The organism is Mucilaginibacter sp. Mucisp73 (assembly GCF_059491465.1).
On the sequence record NZ_CP168507.1, the window covers coordinates 641144 to 658960 of the forward strand.

Below are 17817 nucleotides of genomic sequence, written 5' to 3' on the forward strand. Positions count from 1 at the left end.
TTATTATAACTATGTTATACCTGCCGCGTATGGACACAAGGTTTACGTCACTCTTTACTCATTCAAAAGATATTTTTTTTGTCATGGATATGAATGGCGTGATCATGCATACCAACCATGCTTTTCGTAACATCCTTAACTATAGCGATGATGAATTAACAGGCATAAATATCGCAGCGCTATGCCATCCGGCAGATAAAGAACGCCAGGCAGAATCACAGGACAGCCTTCTGCTTAATAAAAAATTAGTTGGTTACCAAAGCCGTATTAAAGCAAAAGACGGGTGTTACTTTAGCATTATCTGGTCGGTGATATTGAATGAGGATGATAACCTGATTTATTCGAGCGGTAATACGCTGGCCGGTATGATAGGCCAATCGGGAGATGATATTGTTCAGCATACCATCCAAAGCCTTAATGAAGGTTTTATTGTACTTGATGCCAACTGGAATATAATTTCCTTTAATCCGGCTTTCCAGGCCATGACTAACCTTAGCTTAACCCAACTTGATCAGGCCAATTTTATGCAGATTAAAAGTCTTGGTTTAACTGAAAGGGTAGAGAGTGAGTTTCAACTTTCATTAACCTGCAAAAAATCAATACAGGTACAATATTTAAATGCATATTCAAACAGTTGGCTTCGCATCAATATATATCCATATCAGGACTATCTGGCTATTTTTATACGTGATATAACAGAAATTAAAAGGCAGGAAAGGGTATTGGAACTCGAAAAACGAGTATTGGAGGTAAATGCAACAGCACAATATACCCTTGCACAATTGGCTGTTGAATTACTTACCGGAATTGAAAGAATCTTTCCGGATATGATTTGTTCTGTTTTGGAAGTTGATGACGCACAGGAAAAATTGTATACGCTTGCAGGCCCGCGGTTGCCACAGGCTTACAGTAACCAACTGGAAGGTTTGCCAATAGGGCCAAATGTAGGGTCATGCGGTACCTCGGCATTTCACCGCAAGCAGGTTATTGTAAGCGATATTGAAAACGATCCCCTTTGGGCTGATTATGTTTATCTTGTTAAACCCTATGGTCTTAAGGCTTGCTGGTCATCGCCGGTAATGAGTTCAAAAAATACCAAAGTTTTGGCCGTGTTTGGTATTTATTACCATACTGTACGTGAGCCAAATGATGACGAGTTGAGTATTATTGAGCGTACTGTAAATATTCTGAGAGTACTGATAGAAAGCAAAAAGACCGAAGATAGTATACGTGAACAAAATCACAGGCTGCAAACCATAGCCAATATCAGCTCGCACGAGTTGCGCAAACCAGTTGCAACTATCTTAGGTTTAGTTAATTTGTTTGATAATGAAGATCTTCAAAACCCGCTCAATAAAGAGATCATCGGGCATATTGATACAACATCGCAGCAACTTGACGGAGTTATACACTCCATTGTGGAAAGAACGGCGTATATTAAGGCTTCTGAGGCTGATGTGTAAGTTATATATTATATCCTGATTAAACAAATGCTCTTCTTAATTGCCATTATCATTCGTTTTCGTCATAAATCCGAACGTAATTTGCAAATTCCGTATTTTGCAAGGCTACTTCAATTACAGTCTTAGCTAAGTCAAAATCTATTACTAAACAGCAAACTTCCATTGTTCCGCCACCAGTACTTCCGCCGTCACAATGTCCAAGACCTGTCCATCCTAAAACCTCGTCCATTTTGTTTTGAAGTCTTGTTCTTTTTTCAATGTCTTCTGGAGTCCCCATACCTTCAATCATATATTCGATTAAAAGTGTGTAGTGGTCATCTATATCAACGTGTCTATAACCTTCGTCTATTTTTTTGTTTATGATCGTTTGGATTTTTTTTCGAAAGCTTGTTAGCAAGCTTGAATCTATTTCTTCATTTTGCCCTACTTCGCCAACAATTCCCCAGTGAATCAATCCTGTTTTATCATCTTTATCCCAGGTCTCCCAATAGTTTATCACCCCGGCATCTTTTTTATATAACTTTAACATGTATCAAGCGTTAAGTATTTAATTACTATTTGTTGTTATTCGTTTTTAGACGATATCTGCGCCCGCATACCCTCGGGATTAAGCCTCTGCGTTTGATCGATACCTTTAATTGAGGGTCTATGCTTACGTGGTTTGTAATTCAAGCGAAGATGCTTGCGCTTTAATATATGTTTTTCTTAATCAGTCGGTGACTTCTGAATTCAATAACGTTTTTCGCAAAACAATCTACAATAGCATATATTGTGGCGGTTGTATAGTTTCGGGCTTTTGATTCAACGGGGTGATAGCTTCCTCCAATAACTTCAAAAATTAATGGGATGTCTTCTCCTCTTATACCTTCAAGGTAACTTATAAAAAAACGTAATGCATGTTCAACCGCCTCTTTGGCTCCCCATTCATCAGGTAATTGGTCACTGTTTAGATTCCAAATCATCTTGGTATCGTACTCCAATGATTTGTAGATTTTGATTTCAATATGTCCATAATTTTCGTTTCCCCTTACATACAGCCCTTTTCCTTCAACAGGGCTTAAATCCCAATCTGATAAGTGCTTATTTATATGGAAGAGTCTATGGGCTTCCATCATTACTCCATATAGTCGAATTTCTTTCATGGTTCAAGATAGCTAAGTAAATCTAATCATAATCAGCAAGACTAAGTGTTTGAAAGAATTCCATTGACGTATTTGACGACAAAGAACATCAAAGTAATAACAAAAATAAGTTTCCTATACGTTCTTATAAGAACAAGCCATGACGTTGTCCTGTCGTATAGGAAACTTGGGATTATTCATCCTTTGGAGATACCAAACCAACCGCGTTCACAGGCTTTACCCGCCAATGCCCGGTAGTCTTAGGCGCCTCGCCCTTTGCTTTTCAGCCTTTAACGCCCACTTTTAAAAATTCGTTAACTATTACCTCAGATACGTAGCGTTTAATGCCATCTTTGTCGGTGTAATTACGATTGGCCAGTTTACCTTCTACAGCAACTTCATCACCTTTTTTAAGCAGGTCTTCGGCAAGTTTGGCTTGCGGGCCCCAAAAAACCAGGTTATGCCACTGGGTATCGGTTATTTTCTCGCCTTTATCGTTTTTATAACTTTCGTTGGTGGCTATGGACAGGCGTACCATCTTTTTATTACTGTCGAATACTTTTACTTCCGGGTCCATACCTAAGTTGCCTACAAGGCGTACACTGTTTCTTAATGAGTTCATAGTTTTAATATTTATTGCTTAATGTTTGTTTGAATCAACAATACAAAGGTGAGGCAAGTCAAAAGAGTTAACCGGATATTAACCGTTTATAGTCGATAGTATCCGTTTGCAAGCGTTTGCAAACGGATAGAATAATCTTTACCTTTATCATTATGAACCAGGAACGAGTTTGTTTAGATTGCGGTACGCCGTTACAAGGCCGTGCGGACAAAAAGTTTTGTAATGATCTGTGCCGCAATAATTATAACAATCAGCTTAACAGTAACAGCTATAACCTGGTGCGTAATATCAATAATATTCTGCGCCGTAACCGCCGTGTGCTGGAAGAACTGAATCCCACGGGCAAAACCAAAACAACCCGAAAAAAGCTTACTGCAAAAGGTTTTGATTTCGACCATATTACCAGTATCTATCAAACCAAAACCGGGTCGACCTATTTTTTTAATTATGAGTACGGCTACCTGTTATTAGATAATGATGAAGTGTTGCTGGTGAAACGGGAAGGGGAGCAGTAGCATTTTGCTTGAGTAGCAGTTTGCAGTGAGCAGCAGTTCGCTGTGAGATTTGCCGGTTTATTTGATTTGAACTTTAGGCGTTCTGCATTCAGCTTTAAAATCCGATTCTCTATAGATTTAATAGCATTTAACAGTTTAATATTTTGATAATTAATACTTAACTGTTGTTTCATTCGGCGCTTTATGTTTTCAATAAATTTAAGTACGTTTGGGGAAATGTAAATTTTTAATTTTTGACTGATCTTACTAATTTAAAATGAAATTATTTATTAAGAAACCGATTGCTCAACTAATGGCTGCTTCGGCAGAGACGGAGAAGTCGCTCAAGAGAACCTTAGGCGTTGGCTCACTTATAGCACTCGGTATCGGCGCAATTATAGGTGCCGGTATTTTCGTTCGTACGGCAGCTGCGGCAGGTGAACATGCCGGCCCTGCAGTTACCATCTCTTTCCTTATAGCAGCCGCCGGTTGCGCCCTGGCCGGATTATGCTACGCAGAATTTGCCAGTATGATCCCCATCGCAGGATCTGCTTATACCTACTCTTACGCTACCATGGGCGAGTTTATTGCCTGGATCATTGGCTGGGATTTAGTACTTGAATACGCGCTTGGTGCCGCTACAGTTGCAATTGGCTGGTCGCAGTATTTTAATGAATTTTTAACCACTTTCTTTAACGTGCATATACCATACGCATGGTCGCACTCGTTTATGGAAGTCTCAAATACCACTGCAGGTATGTACGCCGCCGAAATGGGTACAAGAGGTATCGTTAACCTGCCGGCTATTCTGATCCTGTTCCTGTTAACGCTGTTATTGATTCGTGGTACTGCAGAATCGGCAGTTGTGAATAATATCATCGTAATTGTAAAAGTTGCCATTGTATTGATGATCATTGGTTTAGGCTGGCACTTTATTAACCCGGCTTTCCATACCCCATATACTATCCCTGCCGATGCAGGAAAAATTAAAGTGAGTGCCGGAGTAGTTGACTATGCCGATACCTTTAACCATGGATGGCTTGGCGTATTACGCGGAGCAAGCGTTGTGTTTTTCGCCTTTATTGGTTTTGATGCAGTTTCAACTGCTGCTCAGGAAGCTAAGAACCCACAGAGAGACATGCCAAAAGGTATTTTGATATCGTTAGTGTTTTGTACTGCACTTTATATTCTGTTTTCGCATGTGTTAACAGGTTTAGTATCATACAAAGATTTCCTGATCCAGGGTAAAGAAGCTTCAGTAAGTTACGCTATCAAAACCGCTATGCCTGGTTATGGATGGTTGGCTTCATTTGTTACTGTATCGATACTTGCAGGTTTCTCTTCGGTAATCTTGGTGATGCTGATGGGCCAGACCCGTGTATTTTATACTATGAGCACCGATGGTTTGATCCCTAAAGTATTCTCAAAGCTGCACCCTAAATTCCGTACGCCTTACAAATCGCAATGGTTATTCTTTGTGTTTGTGTCATTGTTTGCCGGTTTTATTCCTGATAAATATGTAGGGGATATGGTGAGTATAGGAACACTGTTTGCTTTTGTGCTTGTATGTATTGGTATCTTTATTTTAAGGAGAACCGACCCTGGCATTGAACGCCCGTTCAAAACTCCGGCTTATATGATAGTTTGCCCGCTTGGCGCCCTCATATGTCTGTGTATGATTGCCAGCGAAGGCTGGGAAAACTGGGCAAGGCTTATTGTTTGGTTACTGATTGGTTTTGCCGTTTACTTTGGTTACAGTATCAAACGTTCACATGTACGCCATGGTAAAGTTGAAGGTGCTAATAACCCTATCAACCCTAAATTTGTTGAGTAATCATAACAATGTTATCATAAACAAAAAAGGTTCTGAATTTTCAGAACCTTTTTTGTTACATTCTCTTTTTATACCAGTAAACCAATAGAACCGCTTCATGAAGGGGGATAAAAACCTGTGGGTATTAGTATTTGTGTGTATCATCAACTCCCTGGGGTTCGGCATCATTGTACCGATACTTTACTCATACGGTAAAACCTTTGGCGTTACCGGCGAAACATTAGGCGTTTTAACAGCCTCCTTTTCAATAGCTCAGTTTTTTGCCACGCCGGTGTTGGGTTCCCTGTCTGATAAATGGGGGAGGAAGCCTTTGCTGGTGATCAGCCTGGCAGGTACCTGTATTTCCTTTATTCTGTTTGCCGAAGCGAGGAGTATGATCATGCTTTTTGCAGCCCGGATTTTGGACGGGCTAACAGGAGGAAACGTTTCTGTGGCACAGGCCATGGTATCGGATACGGCAAGGCCGGATAATAGGGCAAAAAGGTTCGGTATACTAAGTTCTGCCTTTGGCTTTGGCTTTGTGATTGGGCCGGCCGTGGGCGGCTTCCTGAACAGGTACGGTATGCAGGTACCTTTCTTTTTTGCGGCTGGCATTTCACTTATAGGCACACTTTGCAGCCTGTTCTTTTTAAAGGAAACCAACCCGCCTGATAAAACAAAAAAGAATTCAGAAAAAACTAAATTTTCGTTTACCTCGCTGATAACTACACTTAAACGGCCGGTTATTGGCACGGCCGTATTTACAGGCTTTATGCTCACCATGGCGCAGTTTACCATGATTATCGCATTTCAAACTTTTACTGTTGATGTATTGAAGATCAACCCTACACAGATCGGTATTCTGTACGCAGGTTTCGGCGTGAGCGGTATTATTATGCAGCTTTGTGTGCCGCTGTTCACCAAATGGTTTTCATCTAAATCAATGATCCTTTTGCTCTCTACTTTTCTTTGCCTTGCGGCGATGTTTGTAACCGGGCTCACCAATCATTTTATTCCTTTTGTTATAGGTATCTGTATTTATGGCCTGTTCAACGGTCTGCGTAATCCTATGCTCAACGCAATAATTGCCGATCATATTGACCATAAAGAACAAGGCAAAATATTGGGCATCAACCAGTCGTATGCTTCCATAGGGCAAACCCTTGGTCCGGTTACGGCCGGCTTTGCAGCTTTGCTATCGGTACATGCTATTTTCTTCTTATCTTCATGCTATATTTTAGCTGCGTTGCTATTAAGTATCCGGTTAAAGAAAAAAGAATAAATTTAAGAGACCATGCCGCACCCATTTATTTTTAAGGAGATCATTTCGGTTACGATGATCCTTTTTGCTATTATTGATATTTTGGGCGCCATACCAGTCATTATTCAGCTTAGGCAGCGTGTAGGTCACATCGAATCGGAAAAGGCCAGTATAGCCGTGCTTGTGCTTATGGTGACCTTCCTTTTTATAGGAGATGAACTGCTTGCTGTAATAGGTCTGGATATTTCTTCATTTGCTATCGCAGGCTCGCTGGTGATCTTCATTATAGCCATGGAAATGATTTTAGGTGTCGACTTTTTTAAAGAGGAATTACCACAGGCTGCGTCCATCGTACCACTGGCTTTCCCGCTTATTGCAGGCGCTGGTACCATGACCACGCTGTTATCTTTGAAATCGCAATATCAGACGCAGAATATACTTGTGGGTATTGTGTTAAACACACTTGTGGTTTATTTGGTACTTAAGAACGTAAAGTGGCTGGAAAGGTTGCTTGGGCCGATAGGTTTGAGCGTATTGCGTAAAGCATTCGGGATTATTTTATTGGCTATAGCCATTAAGCTTTTCAGGAGTAATACGCATTTGTAGCCCCCCAACCCCCTAAAGGGGGAGCTTGAAAAAGCATTTTGCTGATTTTTGCTGTCGCCCAGCCAAATAAAGAGCGATGAAAAAATGTTTTATTGACATTGACTGGCTGGACAGTGTAGTGGGATCTCCCCCTTTAGGGGGCCGGGGGGGTCAGCCTTGCCACAAACATGGTATCCGCCTTACGCTCATAGCCTTTTAATACCGCTTTCTCTTCCAGTTTTAAACCAAGCTCGTTTACCAGGTAGTCAACCACATCTTCATTTTCGCCTTTAAAGGCAGAGCAGGTGATATAGATGAGTGGCTTACCGGGTTTAAGATATTTAACCACGTTTTGGGCGATGCTTTTTTGTAGCTTTTGGAAAAACTCAATCTTATGCACATCAAACTGGGCTATCATTTCAGGAGTACGTCCCCAGGTGCCCGAGCCACTGCAGGGGGCATCAAGGATGATCCCGTCGAATGCATAATCATGCATCACCGAATCAATGTTTTGGGTAAGGTCGAGGGCTTTTTTCTGGTATTTGGTTAATCCGGCCAATTGAAAGCGCTCATCAAGGTTAGCCAGGATAGATTCGCGGATATCGGATACAACCAGTTTAATATTAGGCTCATCCTCATGCAGTAATAGCGATTTACCGCCCGATGCCGCGCATGCATCCCACCAGCTATCCCAGCGCTGTGGTTTAAAGTAATTACCTGTTTGTTGCGATGAATAATCCTGCACCTCAAACCAGTGTTGTTTAGGAAATATGGTTTCGAGGCGTGTACCATTTGGCAGCGAATAACAGCCATTACCTTCGTCTTTAAATACAACCTGGGCTTTGGTTAGTTCGGCTTTTACCAAATGATCATAACCGTTGCGCACGCGGATAAACAGATCGGGCTGACAAAAAAATGATTTCAGAAAAGCTTCTTTATCAATCCCTTCTGAAAGCTGGCTGCTCCATGGGAAAACATCTGCCAGTTTAAAATCAGGGTAGGCGGTTTTTACAAGGGCCAGTTTATCATCGTCACTAAAACCAACACATACAGCCCACTCCGGTTTGAAGTGTTGCAGGTAAGAGTTGGTTTGGGTATTGCATAAAAATTCGGCAACCAGCAGCCGCTCATCTTCAGAAACATCAGGCAATGCCCTGCCCAGGCGAAAGTAATTGTATACTAACCGGTTGGCTACCCGCCTGTCGGTTGAGCCCATTTGTTTGTTTTGCCGGTAAAAGCCGGGTAAAAATTTACTTAGTGGCGTATCGGCAGGGTATTCACCCAAAATTCGCTGAAACGTTTTAAGCTGGTTTATGGCCTTCATTCTACCTGTTTTAGCTCAAAGTTAGTGTACATTAATATATTTACGTGGGTGTTGATCCAGCCCAGCCCCGGCTTTTTTATAAAATGAAAACTGTTATGCAGGCCGGTAAAATCGGTTCCCTCAATTGAAGCTAATCCTTTATCGGCAAAAAGTTGCCTGCCAAAGTATAGCCCTTCATCAAAACCCTTAATGGCGTATTCGGTCGGTTCAACGTGATAAGCCCGCCTATAGTTACGTAAAAATGTTATTGTAGCCCCGGCTTTGTAATTGATTTTTTCGGTTGAAGTGATATGCGTGTTCAGGCGCTGTAAAAGTTGCGCTTTCAGGAAGCTAAACTTCTCCCAACTCGGGTGCCCAAACACCATAACCGGGTAATGTTTGTTCAATGTATCTAACGACCGGAGGGTTACACCTAAAAATGCCTGATCGGTTGCAGGGATCACAAACACATTTTTTTCGGTTTTTGATAGCTGCGGCAGCAGGCTACTCAGTTTGCCCCGTATAACATATACGTTGGTGACCTTTACCTTCTTTTTGCTTAAGCTGTCGATAGCCTTTTTAAAATTAACAGCGTAATCATTTTCCTGGTTAAAGCCCGAACGCAGAATAAAGATTTTTTTAGGCTTAACCGTTCTGTTAATGTATTCGGCAGCGCCCCATGCGTGATATTCAAGCGGCGGAATAGCAGTGATTAAATTTTTGCTTTTAATTGTGCTTGGATTGGCAGGCGATAAGGGAGATAAAATTGGTCCCTTTGAATAAGACAGTGCGCCTGAAAACGCTTTTACACCGTCCGGGAAAACCGGGCCGACTATCAGATCGCTTGAACGTACAAACGCGTTTAAAGCCAGATCATGTGCCTGCATAGCCTCATCCTTTGAATCAAAGATCTGCAGCTTATAATTATTTCCGTAAGCAGTAAGCGAATCGAGGGCGAGTTTAAATCCCTGGTAATATTCAACAGCGATATTGGCCTGGCTTAATTGTATAGGGCTATATTTTTGAGCTGGATTTAAATGCTCAAGATTCAAAGGCAGGACCATGGCTATAGTAGCTACCTTTTGCTCCGGGGCTTTGATCGGTTTTTCGGAGGTATTATCGGGCTTTTTTTCGGTGTCAGTCGGTTTTTTTATAGTAGTTGCTACCGGCCGCGTTTTGGGTGAACACGCGGCCAGCAGCAAGGCTATACAAAAAAACGGTAACCACTTATTCCCACTCAATGGTGGCCGGCGGTTTTGAACTGATATCATATACTACCCGGTTAATTCCTTTTACGTTGTTGATGATCTCGTTGCTGATCTTGGCCAGCAAGTCGTACGGTAAATGGCACCAGTCGGCGGTCATCCCGTCAACTGATTCAACAGCACGGAGACAGATCACGTTTTCGTAAGTACGCTCATCGCCCATTACGCCTACCGACTGTACCGGTAAAAATATAGCGCCGGCCTGCCAAACTTTATCGTAAACCCCGGCAGCACGTAAATTGTTTATATAAATTGCATCAGCTTCCTGTAATATCGCTACTTTTTCAGGCGTGATGTCTCCCAAAATCCTGATAGCCAGGCCCGGGCCCGGGAAAGGGTGGCGACCTAAAATATTACGGTCGATACCTAAAGCTTTACCTACTTTCCTTACTTCGTCTTTAAACAAAGTGTTAAGTGGCTCAACTACTTTAAGTTTCATAAAATCAGGCAGACCGCCAACGTTGTGGTGCGACTTGATGGTAGCTGAAGGGCCTTTTACTGATACCGACTCGATAACGTCGGGATAGATTGTGCCCTGGCCAAGCCATTTCACATCCTGTACCTCATGCGCGGCATCATCAAATACTTCGATGAACATCCGGCCGATAGCTTTACGTTTCTTTTCAGGATCGGTTAAGCCGGCAAGCGCGTCATAAAAACGTTGTTTGGCGTCGATGCCTTTTATGTTTAAACCCATGTGCTGGTATGAATCAAGCACCTGCTCAAATTCATCCTTACGCAAAAGGCCGTTATCAACAAATATACAGTGCAGGTTTTTACCGATGGCATGATGCAATAACACTGCGGCAACCGATGAATCAACACCGCCTGATAAACCAAGTACTACCTTATCATCGCCCAGTTTTTCGCGCAGAGCGGCAACTGTGGTTTCGATGAATGAATCAGGTGTCCAGTCTTGTTTGCAACCGCAAATGTCAACCAAAAAGTTTTGCAGCAATTGTTTACCATCAATACTGTGGGTAACTTCAGGATGAAATTGGATGCCGTAAGTTTGGGTACCGCTAACCTGGTAAGCGGCAACTTTAACGCTATCGGTACTTGCAATTACCTCAAAGTTATCGCCAATGGTTGCAATGGTATCGCCGTGTGACATCCACACCTGTGAGCCACCAGGAACATCCTTAAACAATGGATTATCTTGTTTAATATATTCCAGATTGGCGCGACCATATTCACGGGTGCTTGATGGTAATACCTCGCCGCCATGAAAATGAGCAACATACTGCGCACCGTAGCAAACACCTAAAATAGGGCGTGTGGTGTGGAATTTTTCAAACTCGAAATGAGGCGCATCTTCCTGCCTTACAGAATAAGGACTGCCGGAAAGGATGATACCTTTTACAGTGCTGTCAATTTCGGGATAATGATTGAAGGGGTGGATCTCACAATAAATATTGAGCTCCCTGACACGGCGCGCTATAAGTTGGGTGAATTGCGAGCCAAAGTCAAGAATGAGGATTTTTTCTTGCATGGGCAAAGATAGGATTTTGATATGAAATGTGAGATAGGAGATTTGAGAAATTGTCTGAACCCGAATTTATTAAATTAAGTTCTACCTGCGCTCATCTGTGATGAGTGCTTAATATGGTTCCGCATTTGTAATGCGAGTTGCGATGCAATCGCTAAGCCACGTTAAGCGCTCGTTGCAAACGAGCGCAAGTAGAGAGTCCTCTGCGAGAGACCCTGATGGGACGTTAAGCTATATTAAAATCGCAATTAAAATCCCACTAATCCAAAAATCCCCCCAAATCCCTGTTCAGACGTTCTGATAATTCAACATCCAGTTAATTCCATACTTATCAGTAAACTCTGCGAAGTATGCCCCAAAGAACATATCGCTCAATGGCATGGTAACCACACCACCGGCCGAAAGTTCATTGAACAGGCGCTCGGTTTCTTCGCGGCTTTCGGGTTCAACATTGATGTGCATATTATTGCCGGTCTGCAGTTTAAAGCCCATACTCTCCGGCGCGTCGGTAGCCATCAGTACGTGGCCGCCCATAATGGTAAGTTCGCCGTGGATGATCAATTTTTTATCAGCTTCGTTCATCCGGACCTCAGCCGGCAACTCTATATCGCTGAACCGCGTAAGTTTTTTACCTGTAAACTCGCCCTTAAAAACCTCTTTGTAAAAGGTTAAAGCCTCTTCAGTGTTCCCCGGGAAGTTTAAATAGGTGGTAACCCTTGCAGAATTGCCCGGTTTCAGGTCTTTCCTGATCTTGAAAGCTGTGCTCAGGTAATGATCAAGGTTGCTTAAGCCGGCAGCGAAGCCTTCCTGGAAGCCCATACCAACAATGGTTTGCATATCTTCCACTTTATCAAAATAGATATCGATGTTAACGGTAGTATGCTCACCCTTATCGGTAAAATTCTTCTCCCAGTTCATAACAGGGAAATTGGTATTGGTTACCGCATTTTCATCACAAAAGGAAACAGCATTGGCAATTTTTTGCGGGACTACAATGGTTTTATACTCTTCCTTGCACCATGTTGGATGTTCGGTATGCTCCGGGCCAACCATCTGGTATAGCCAGTAACCGCCTTCCCTAAAATCCTGGGTTTTGGTTTCGGTACGATAGGGATGAGGTGCCCACCATTGGTCAAGGATCTCACTTTCGGTCCATGCCTGCCATACTAAATTGAGTGGCGCGTCAAAAGTTCTTACCACATTAAGCCTTTTGTTTTGCAGGTCTTTAGTGAATACAGCTTCGTTATTTTTCATGACTGTTTGTTTTTTAGGTTTTGTAACACGTTATCTAACTGGCTAAAACGGGTTTCCCACAGGGCGCGGAACTGGTCCATCCAAACATCCACTTCTTTCATTTTTTGAGCGTTAAAATGATAATAAATTTCGCGGCCGGTTTGTTTTTGATTAACCAGCTGGCATTCGCTCAGGATTTGGATATGCTTGGATACGGCTTGCCTGCTGCTTTGAAAATGTTCGGCAATGGCATTGGGTGTCATAGCCTGCAAAGCAAGCAAACTAATAATGGCCCTGCGGGTAGGATCGGCAATGGCCTGAAATACATCTCTTCTCATAAAATCTTTTTTGCAACCGTTTGATTGCAAATATAAACGCAATTAATCGGTTGCGGAAATTTATTTGGAAAATGTTTAAAACTGCGATTTCAAGCGTGAGATGCCGGGAATTGTTTAAAAATGAATTTTGTAGAGACGCATAATTGCGTCTCTCAGAGGACAGGCCGATTTCAAAAGCGCATCAGGTAGCGTAAATTGCAAGCAGGAGACGCAATTATGCGTCTCTACATTCAAAAATGTCGTTTTAACAGCCCAGAAAACGTGTTTTTAATTCATGGGTTGAATAAGCTATTTCTCATCCGTAAAATGAACCTTTCGCTTTTCCTGAGCAAATTTATCAGCATTGTAATTTTCAGACTGCCCTCTGGGGATAGATAACGAATGCCAGTTTTCATTGCAAAGCATCTTACCTAAAAAAACGATCTGGCCAACGTGGTAAGGGTAATGGGCCAGCTGCCGGTTTATCGCTTCCATAACCGTATGGCCCTGGTTGCGGATATAGATGATCTTATCGAGATCTTCGGCGGTTAGTTTATCAAGCGTATCAAAAAGGCATTGCCATCCCTGTTCCCAGGTTTCGGTAATTGTTTGGCGGTTGGGGGTGGAAGGGGTAAATTCAGCTTCCCGGTTACGGGTGGGTTTTTCGCCGTCAGTAGTGAAAATATCAGTCCATCGGGAGATCATATTGCCTGCCATGTGCTTCACGATCATGGCAATGCTGTTTGATTCTGGGTTGTATTGCCAATATAATTGTTCGTCGGTAAGTTGTTCAAACGTTTTTTCGCCGAGGGATTTGTAATAAGCAAACTGCTTTTTTACACTGGTTAGATAGTCGTTTTCCATAAGTTGAAATTAAAGCTGAAAGCAGAACGCAGAACGCAAAAAGCATAAAGCATGAGCTTTGGTATTAAATTTATAATTGTTCACACAGTTTTTTTAATATAGCAAGTGTTACATTCCAGTAAAAATTAACATGCTTGTAAATTATTTCGTCCGGAAAATTATTTAAGGTTAATATAACCATTGTTTTATCTTCAATGGGGGTTAATACAAAGCGGACTTCTGTGTAATTTTCAGGTATATCAGGCAGGTTTGAAAGCGAACTACAATAATTATATTGAAAAACCTTTTCGGGGTCGAATTGCCGGATAGTGCCCTTGTTTTCAAAACTTGTCCAGTGCAGATCCCCCCGGAAAATTATTGGGCTTCCAACCTGCCATTCGGATATCACATCAATTGCAGAATCAGACATCCATAGCTTAATTAATGCCGGATTTGTCATGGCATCCCACACCTTTGAAACCGGGGCATTGATATTAACCGTTTTATTTATTTCTGTTTCATATGGTAAACTGTCTGTCATGTTTCCCTGGTAGTTGATTAAGAGGTAAAGTGAAAATAAAATTTAAAAATGGGAAAGACCAGCGTTAACCAATTATATGACCGTAATTGAACATGATATGTGCAAAATCAGACAGTTGGAGTGAATTGGTTTTTGCTTAAGATATTGGTTTTTAATTATTTAAAACAATGGCACGATATGCGTGTATAATAAAGTACAGGCTGAGATTTAACCTGGTTTAGTTGATCGATATCAATGAGATGTTGTCGAGATTGCGTTCCGGGGTGAGATACGGAACGCATTTTTTTAACCTCACCCTAAATCCCTCTCCGGGGGAGAGGGACTTGAATATTTATAAGTCTCCCCTTCCATGGGAGATTCGCAATTCTCGCCGTTGTTGGTGTTGTCACCAACAACTCCCGCGCCGCTCAATTACTACGTGGATAGCAAATGGTGATTTCGTGATTATTAGAGATAAAACAGACAAAAAGTTGTTGGTGAGAGCACCAACAACGGCACGAGTTACTCAAAAAGGAGATAGAAATAAGTTTTTAAGTAATTACTGTTTCCCCTTCAAACTATCAGCTTTTGCTTTTTCTTTCTTCTTGAAAAAACCTCTCAGGAAAAAGTTATGCTGAACGGCTTCCAGGTCATCATTTAATTTGATAGATGCTGCCTGCAGGTTATTAATGGCCGATTGTGTTTGCACCGCCGCTTTGGGATCGTTCAATAATACGCCCAATGCATTATCGGTAGTGTTAAGCTTGTTACTTGCCCTGGTAAGATTGCTGGTAAGCGTTGAAGCATTGGCTGCAGTTTGCTGCAGTTGGCCTACAGCCTGTTTAATTTGAGCAAAGGTAGCTGTATCCGTAAGCATTTTATCGGCAAGGCCGCCTTTGGTGTTCATTTTACGGCTAAACTTGTCGAGCTGCACCGCCATTAAAGCCGCGCTTTGGGTGGTGGCCTGCAGGTTGCGCATAGCACCTCGTAGTTGTATGGCCATGGTGCTGTCGGCTAATAACGCGCCAACAGTACCTTTGCCCTGCAATATGTTGTGGCTTAATAATTTAAAATCATTAGTAATGGCCAATAGGTTTTGGTTATTATCCTGCAGGGTTTTAAGCATGTCATCGGTCGAGAGCATTTTTTCGGATTGCAGTACGTCACCATCTTCAATTACCGGTGCCTGTGCGGTTCCGCCTTCTATCACAATAATTTTATTACCTATCAAACCGTCTGATCCTATTTTGGCCATCGCGTTGCGGCGGATGTATTGCTGTGTAGCCTCATCAACATTCATATACACCTGGACCTCTGACGGGCCGATAAATTTGATATTGCTGATAGTACCAACCTTAACGCCCGAAAACCAAATGGCGTTACCTTTCTTTAAACCGGCAACATCGGTAAATACAGCGCTTAACTTTATATTTTTAACAAAGGCTTTTTGCTGGCCGCCCAGGGTAAATACCCCCAATATAAACAATATGAGCCCAAGTGCCAGGAATATGCCTACTATGATCGATTTTCTTTTTTCTGCTGGATCCATGATAATGGTATATCTTATCTAATTGTTGTTATTCAATAAAGTTGTAATCGTAAAATGGTTTCACCCGGCTATCGGTGGTGTTAAACACCTCGTCGAAAGTGCCGGTGCGCTGAAACTGTCCGTCTAAGAGCATGGCTATCCTGTCGCCGGTTTGCTTGGCGCAGGTCAGGTCATGTGTTATGATGATGGATGATGTATTGTACCGCTGCTGCACCTCGTTAATCAGGTCATTGATTTCGATACAGGTGATAGGGTCGAGGCCGGCAGTGGGTTCATCATACAGCATAACCTCGGGGTTCAGGATCAGCGTGCGGGCAATGCCTATACGCTTACGCTGCCCGCCCGAAAGCTCGGATGGCATCTGGTTAATGGTTTGCGAAAGTCCAACCGCGTCAAGCACCGTTTCAACCGCGGTATTGATCTCACCGCGGGTAAGGTTACGTTTGTTACGCACCAACGGGAACTCCAGGTTTTTACGCACGGTCATACTATCGTACAAAGCGCTGTTCTGAAACGAAAAGCCTATACGGATGCGTAATTTCTGTAAGTCATCTTCGGTAATATGAGCGATATCCTGGCCAAATACTTTTACCATACCCTCATCGGGTTTAAGCAGGCCCGATATGATCTTGATCAGTACCGACTTACCTGTGCCTGAGCGGCCAAGCACCACAAGGTTTTCGCCCTGGTAAAGGTCAAGGTCGATACCGCGGAGCACGGCATAATCCTGGAAAGCTTTTTTTAAGCCCCTGATGCTGATAACCGGGTTATTATGATCTGTCTGTACTGCTGCCTTTTTCATACCTCCATAAATTAGCGGAACCAGCCGGTTATCTGTACAATAATAACTTCTTCAATAAACACCAGGAACATAGCGGTAATTACCGCGCCGTTTGCTGCTTTACCTACGCCTTCGGTTCCTTTATTGGAGTTATAGCCCTGGTAGCAGCCCACAATGCCAATGGTAAAGCCAAATACAATTGATTTTATAAGCGATGCCACAAAATCGGTAAAGGTTAGCGGCTCAAAAACTTCCTGTATAAAAGTTGTCCAGGTGGTGCCTTCGTTCATGGTTACATTTAAATACCCACCAAATAAAGCCACAAAGCCTGTATAGGTTGATAAAATTGGAATAGTAAGCGTGGTAGCCAGTACGCGGGTACATACCAGGTATTTAAATGGTTTGGTGCCCGATACTTCCATCGCGTCTATCTGCTCGGTAACGCGCATGGATCCCAGCTCGGCGCCAATGCTTGAGCCTACTTTTCCGGATGCTATAAGTGCGGTAACCAATGGCGCAAGCGCACGCATAATGGCTATAGATACCAGCGAAGGCAACCACGATTCGGCGCCAAATTGTGATAATGAAGGCCTTGATTGCTTGGTAAATATAACTCCCACAATAAAGCCCGTAACCGATATCAGGGTAAATGAACGTACGCCTACTTCATAACACTGGCGTATAACTTCCTTAAGTTCAAAAGGTGGTACAAAAGCTTCTTTAAAAAAACGGATGATAAACTGGTTTATCCGGTAAAGCGTTAAAAAAAAGTCGCTCAGGCTTTGTCTAAGCTTCACGAATCTTTTGTTTGTATGCCTGGTTATGCTTTGCGTATTGCCCATTAAAAATGTACTTGTGTATGCGTATGGTAACTCTACAAAACCCGCAGGTGTTTGTTTGCTGTACCGTGGTTTATTTCATTTAAGATACTTTGGGTAACTTTTTAAATCGTTTTAAAAAGAGTTTGTTTAATTGATAAAATGACATAAAAGTATTAGGTATCGATGCTTTATTTTGAGTGTTTACAGTAGTAATTTAAACGTTTTTGGTAATTTAAAACTAAATAATGAAAAAAAAGTATTATATCTTGCCCGTGCATTAAAAGTACATTTGATGCTAAATCAATTATAAAATGCTGTAGCAAAAGGCCGGCCAAAA

The 17817-nt window shown here is 42.2% G+C and carries 18 protein-coding genes; 5 read left to right on the top strand and 13 right to left on the bottom strand.

The features are described from left to right. Nucleotides 1-11 precede the first annotated feature (11 nt). Complete coding sequence (locus ACEN82_RS02875; protein WP_413323052.1) at nt 12-1463, top strand: PAS domain S-box protein; 1452 nt, start codon at nt 12-14, stop codon at nt 1461-1463. Between the two features lie 49 nt (nt 1464-1512). On the opposite strand, the gene ACEN82_RS02880 is transcribed toward ACEN82_RS02875, so the two are convergent. From ACEN82_RS02880 to ACEN82_RS02890, 3 genes are all read right to left on the bottom strand, one after another. After that, on the bottom strand, nt 1513-1992 hold the full coding sequence (locus ACEN82_RS02880) for a hypothetical protein (RefSeq protein ID WP_413323053.1): 480 nt from the start codon (nt 1990-1992) through the stop codon (nt 1513-1515). 160 nt (nt 1993-2152) lie between these two features. Beyond that, complete coding sequence (locus ACEN82_RS02885; RefSeq protein WP_413323054.1) at nt 2153-2605, bottom strand: hypothetical protein; 453 nt, start codon at nt 2603-2605, stop codon at nt 2153-2155. 262 nt (nt 2606-2867) lie between these two features. Then, nucleotides 2868-3206: a single-stranded DNA-binding protein gene (locus tag ACEN82_RS02890; RefSeq protein ID WP_413323055.1), complete on the bottom strand. Its 339-nt coding sequence runs from the start codon at nt 3204-3206 to the stop codon at nt 2868-2870. Nucleotides 3207-3358: 152 nt separating this feature from the next. On the opposite strand from ACEN82_RS02890, the gene ACEN82_RS02895 reads away from it, so the two are divergent. The 4 genes from ACEN82_RS02895 to ACEN82_RS02910 all read left to right on the top strand — a co-directional run bounded on the left by ACEN82_RS02895 (nt 3359) and on the right by ACEN82_RS02910 (nt 7380). Continuing rightward, nucleotides 3359-3721, top strand: a complete 363-nt coding sequence (locus tag ACEN82_RS02895; protein ID WP_176628881.1) for a hypothetical protein — start codon at nt 3359-3361, stop codon at nt 3719-3721. 256 nt (nt 3722-3977) lie between these two features. Further along, complete coding sequence (locus ACEN82_RS02900; RefSeq protein WP_112653578.1) at nt 3978-5534, top strand: amino acid permease; 1557 nt, start codon at nt 3978-3980, stop codon at nt 5532-5534. A 97-nt stretch (nt 5535-5631) separates the two neighbouring features. Continuing rightward, on the top strand, nt 5632-6795 hold the full coding sequence (locus ACEN82_RS02905; RefSeq protein WP_373612762.1) for an MFS transporter: 1164 nt from the start codon (nt 5632-5634) through the stop codon (nt 6793-6795). A 12-nt stretch (nt 6796-6807) separates the two neighbouring features. Next, on the top strand, nt 6808-7380 hold the full coding sequence (locus ACEN82_RS02910; protein ID WP_090528400.1) for a MarC family protein: 573 nt from the start codon (nt 6808-6810) through the stop codon (nt 7378-7380). Nucleotides 7381-7513: 133 nt separating this feature from the next. On the opposite strand, the gene ACEN82_RS02915 is transcribed toward ACEN82_RS02910, so the two are convergent. The 10 genes from ACEN82_RS02915 to ACEN82_RS02960 all read right to left on the bottom strand — a co-directional run bounded on the left by ACEN82_RS02915 (nt 7514) and on the right by ACEN82_RS02960 (nt 17456). Next, nucleotides 7514-8683: an RsmB/NOP family class I SAM-dependent RNA methyltransferase gene (locus ACEN82_RS02915; protein WP_413322845.1), complete on the bottom strand. Its 1170-nt coding sequence runs from the start codon at nt 8681-8683 to the stop codon at nt 7514-7516. Continuing rightward, the gene (locus tag ACEN82_RS02920) at nt 8680-9933 is read right to left on the bottom strand and encodes an ABC transporter substrate-binding protein (protein WP_413322846.1); all 1254 of its coding nucleotides are present in this window, start codon (nt 9931-9933) and stop codon (nt 8680-8682) included. The genes ACEN82_RS02915 and ACEN82_RS02920 overlap by 4 nt, the downstream gene beginning before the upstream one ends. Further along, nucleotides 9890-11419: a glutamine-hydrolyzing GMP synthase gene (gene guaA, locus ACEN82_RS02925; RefSeq protein ID WP_413322847.1), complete on the bottom strand. Its 1530-nt coding sequence runs from the start codon at nt 11417-11419 to the stop codon at nt 9890-9892. The genes ACEN82_RS02920 and guaA overlap by 44 nt, the downstream gene beginning before the upstream one ends. 285 nt (nt 11420-11704) lie before the next feature. Next, nucleotides 11705-12670: an SRPBCC domain-containing protein gene (locus ACEN82_RS02930; protein WP_413322848.1), complete on the bottom strand. Its 966-nt coding sequence runs from the start codon at nt 12668-12670 to the stop codon at nt 11705-11707. Further along, nucleotides 12667-12987: an ArsR/SmtB family transcription factor gene (locus tag ACEN82_RS02935; RefSeq protein WP_090528388.1), complete on the bottom strand. Its 321-nt coding sequence runs from the start codon at nt 12985-12987 to the stop codon at nt 12667-12669. The genes ACEN82_RS02930 and ACEN82_RS02935 overlap by 4 nt, the downstream gene beginning before the upstream one ends. Before the next feature lie 288 nt (nt 12988-13275). Next, nucleotides 13276-13830: a DUF1572 family protein gene (locus ACEN82_RS02940; protein ID WP_413322849.1), complete on the bottom strand. Its 555-nt coding sequence runs from the start codon at nt 13828-13830 to the stop codon at nt 13276-13278. A 70-nt stretch (nt 13831-13900) separates the two neighbouring features. Next, entirely contained in the window at nt 13901-14350 is a 450-nt protein-coding gene (locus tag ACEN82_RS02945; RefSeq protein ID WP_413322850.1) for an SRPBCC family protein, read from the bottom strand. 538 nt (nt 14351-14888) lie between these two features. Beyond that, entirely contained in the window at nt 14889-15878 is a 990-nt protein-coding gene (locus ACEN82_RS02950) for an MlaD family protein (RefSeq protein WP_354486129.1), read from the bottom strand. 28 nt (nt 15879-15906) lie between these two features. After that, nucleotides 15907-16680: an ABC transporter ATP-binding protein gene (locus tag ACEN82_RS02955; RefSeq protein ID WP_091166784.1), complete on the bottom strand. Its 774-nt coding sequence runs from the start codon at nt 16678-16680 to the stop codon at nt 15907-15909. A gap of 11 nt (nt 16681-16691) precedes the next feature. Then, nucleotides 16692-17456 (bottom strand): MlaE family ABC transporter permease, encoded by a 765-nt coding sequence (locus ACEN82_RS02960; RefSeq protein WP_413322851.1) that lies wholly within the window; start codon nt 17454-17456, stop codon nt 16692-16694. Nucleotides 17457-17817 lie beyond the last annotated feature (361 nt).

Excerpts from the sequence above, each read along its gene's own strand:
- ACEN82_RS02945 (WP_413322850.1), bottom strand. The coding sequence starts at position 14,350 with ATGACAGACAGTTTACCATATGAAACAGAAATAAATAAAACGGTTAAT.
- ACEN82_RS02955 (WP_091166784.1), bottom strand. The coding sequence starts at position 16,680 with ATGAAAAAGGCAGCAGTACAGACAGATCATAATAACCCGGTTATCAGC.
- ACEN82_RS02950 (WP_354486129.1), bottom strand. The coding sequence starts at position 15,878 with ATGGATCCAGCAGAAAAAAGAAAATCGATCATAGTAGGCATATTCCTG.
- ACEN82_RS02940 (WP_413322849.1), bottom strand. The coding sequence starts at position 13,830 with ATGGAAAACGACTATCTAACCAGTGTAAAAAAGCAGTTTGCTTATTAC.
- ACEN82_RS02880 (WP_413323053.1), bottom strand. The coding sequence starts at position 1,992 with ATGTTAAAGTTATATAAAAAAGATGCCGGGGTGATAAACTATTGGGAG.
- ACEN82_RS02920 (WP_413322846.1), bottom strand. The coding sequence starts at position 9,933 with ATGATATCAGTTCAAAACCGCCGGCCACCATTGAGTGGGAATAAGTGG.
- ACEN82_RS02930 (WP_413322848.1), bottom strand. The coding sequence starts at position 12,670 with ATGAAAAATAACGAAGCTGTATTCACTAAAGACCTGCAAAACAAAAGG.
- guaA (WP_413322847.1), bottom strand. The coding sequence starts at position 11,419 with ATGCAAGAAAAAATCCTCATTCTTGACTTTGGCTCGCAATTCACCCAA.
- ACEN82_RS02890 (WP_413323055.1), bottom strand. The coding sequence starts at position 3,206 with ATGAACTCATTAAGAAACAGTGTACGCCTTGTAGGCAACTTAGGTATG.
- ACEN82_RS02900 (WP_112653578.1), top strand. The coding sequence starts at position 3,978 with ATGAAATTATTTATTAAGAAACCGATTGCTCAACTAATGGCTGCTTCG.
- ACEN82_RS02885 (WP_413323054.1), bottom strand. The coding sequence starts at position 2,605 with ATGAAAGAAATTCGACTATATGGAGTAATGATGGAAGCCCATAGACTC.
- ACEN82_RS02905 (WP_373612762.1), top strand. The coding sequence starts at position 5,632 with ATGAAGGGGGATAAAAACCTGTGGGTATTAGTATTTGTGTGTATCATC.
- ACEN82_RS02875 (WP_413323052.1), top strand. The coding sequence starts at position 12 with ATGTTATACCTGCCGCGTATGGACACAAGGTTTACGTCACTCTTTACT.
- ACEN82_RS02895 (WP_176628881.1), top strand. The coding sequence starts at position 3,359 with ATGAACCAGGAACGAGTTTGTTTAGATTGCGGTACGCCGTTACAAGGC.
- ACEN82_RS02915 (WP_413322845.1), bottom strand. The coding sequence starts at position 8,683 with ATGAAGGCCATAAACCAGCTTAAAACGTTTCAGCGAATTTTGGGTGAA.
- ACEN82_RS02910 (WP_090528400.1), top strand. The coding sequence starts at position 6,808 with ATGCCGCACCCATTTATTTTTAAGGAGATCATTTCGGTTACGATGATC.
- ACEN82_RS02935 (WP_090528388.1), bottom strand. The coding sequence starts at position 12,987 with ATGAGAAGAGATGTATTTCAGGCCATTGCCGATCCTACCCGCAGGGCC.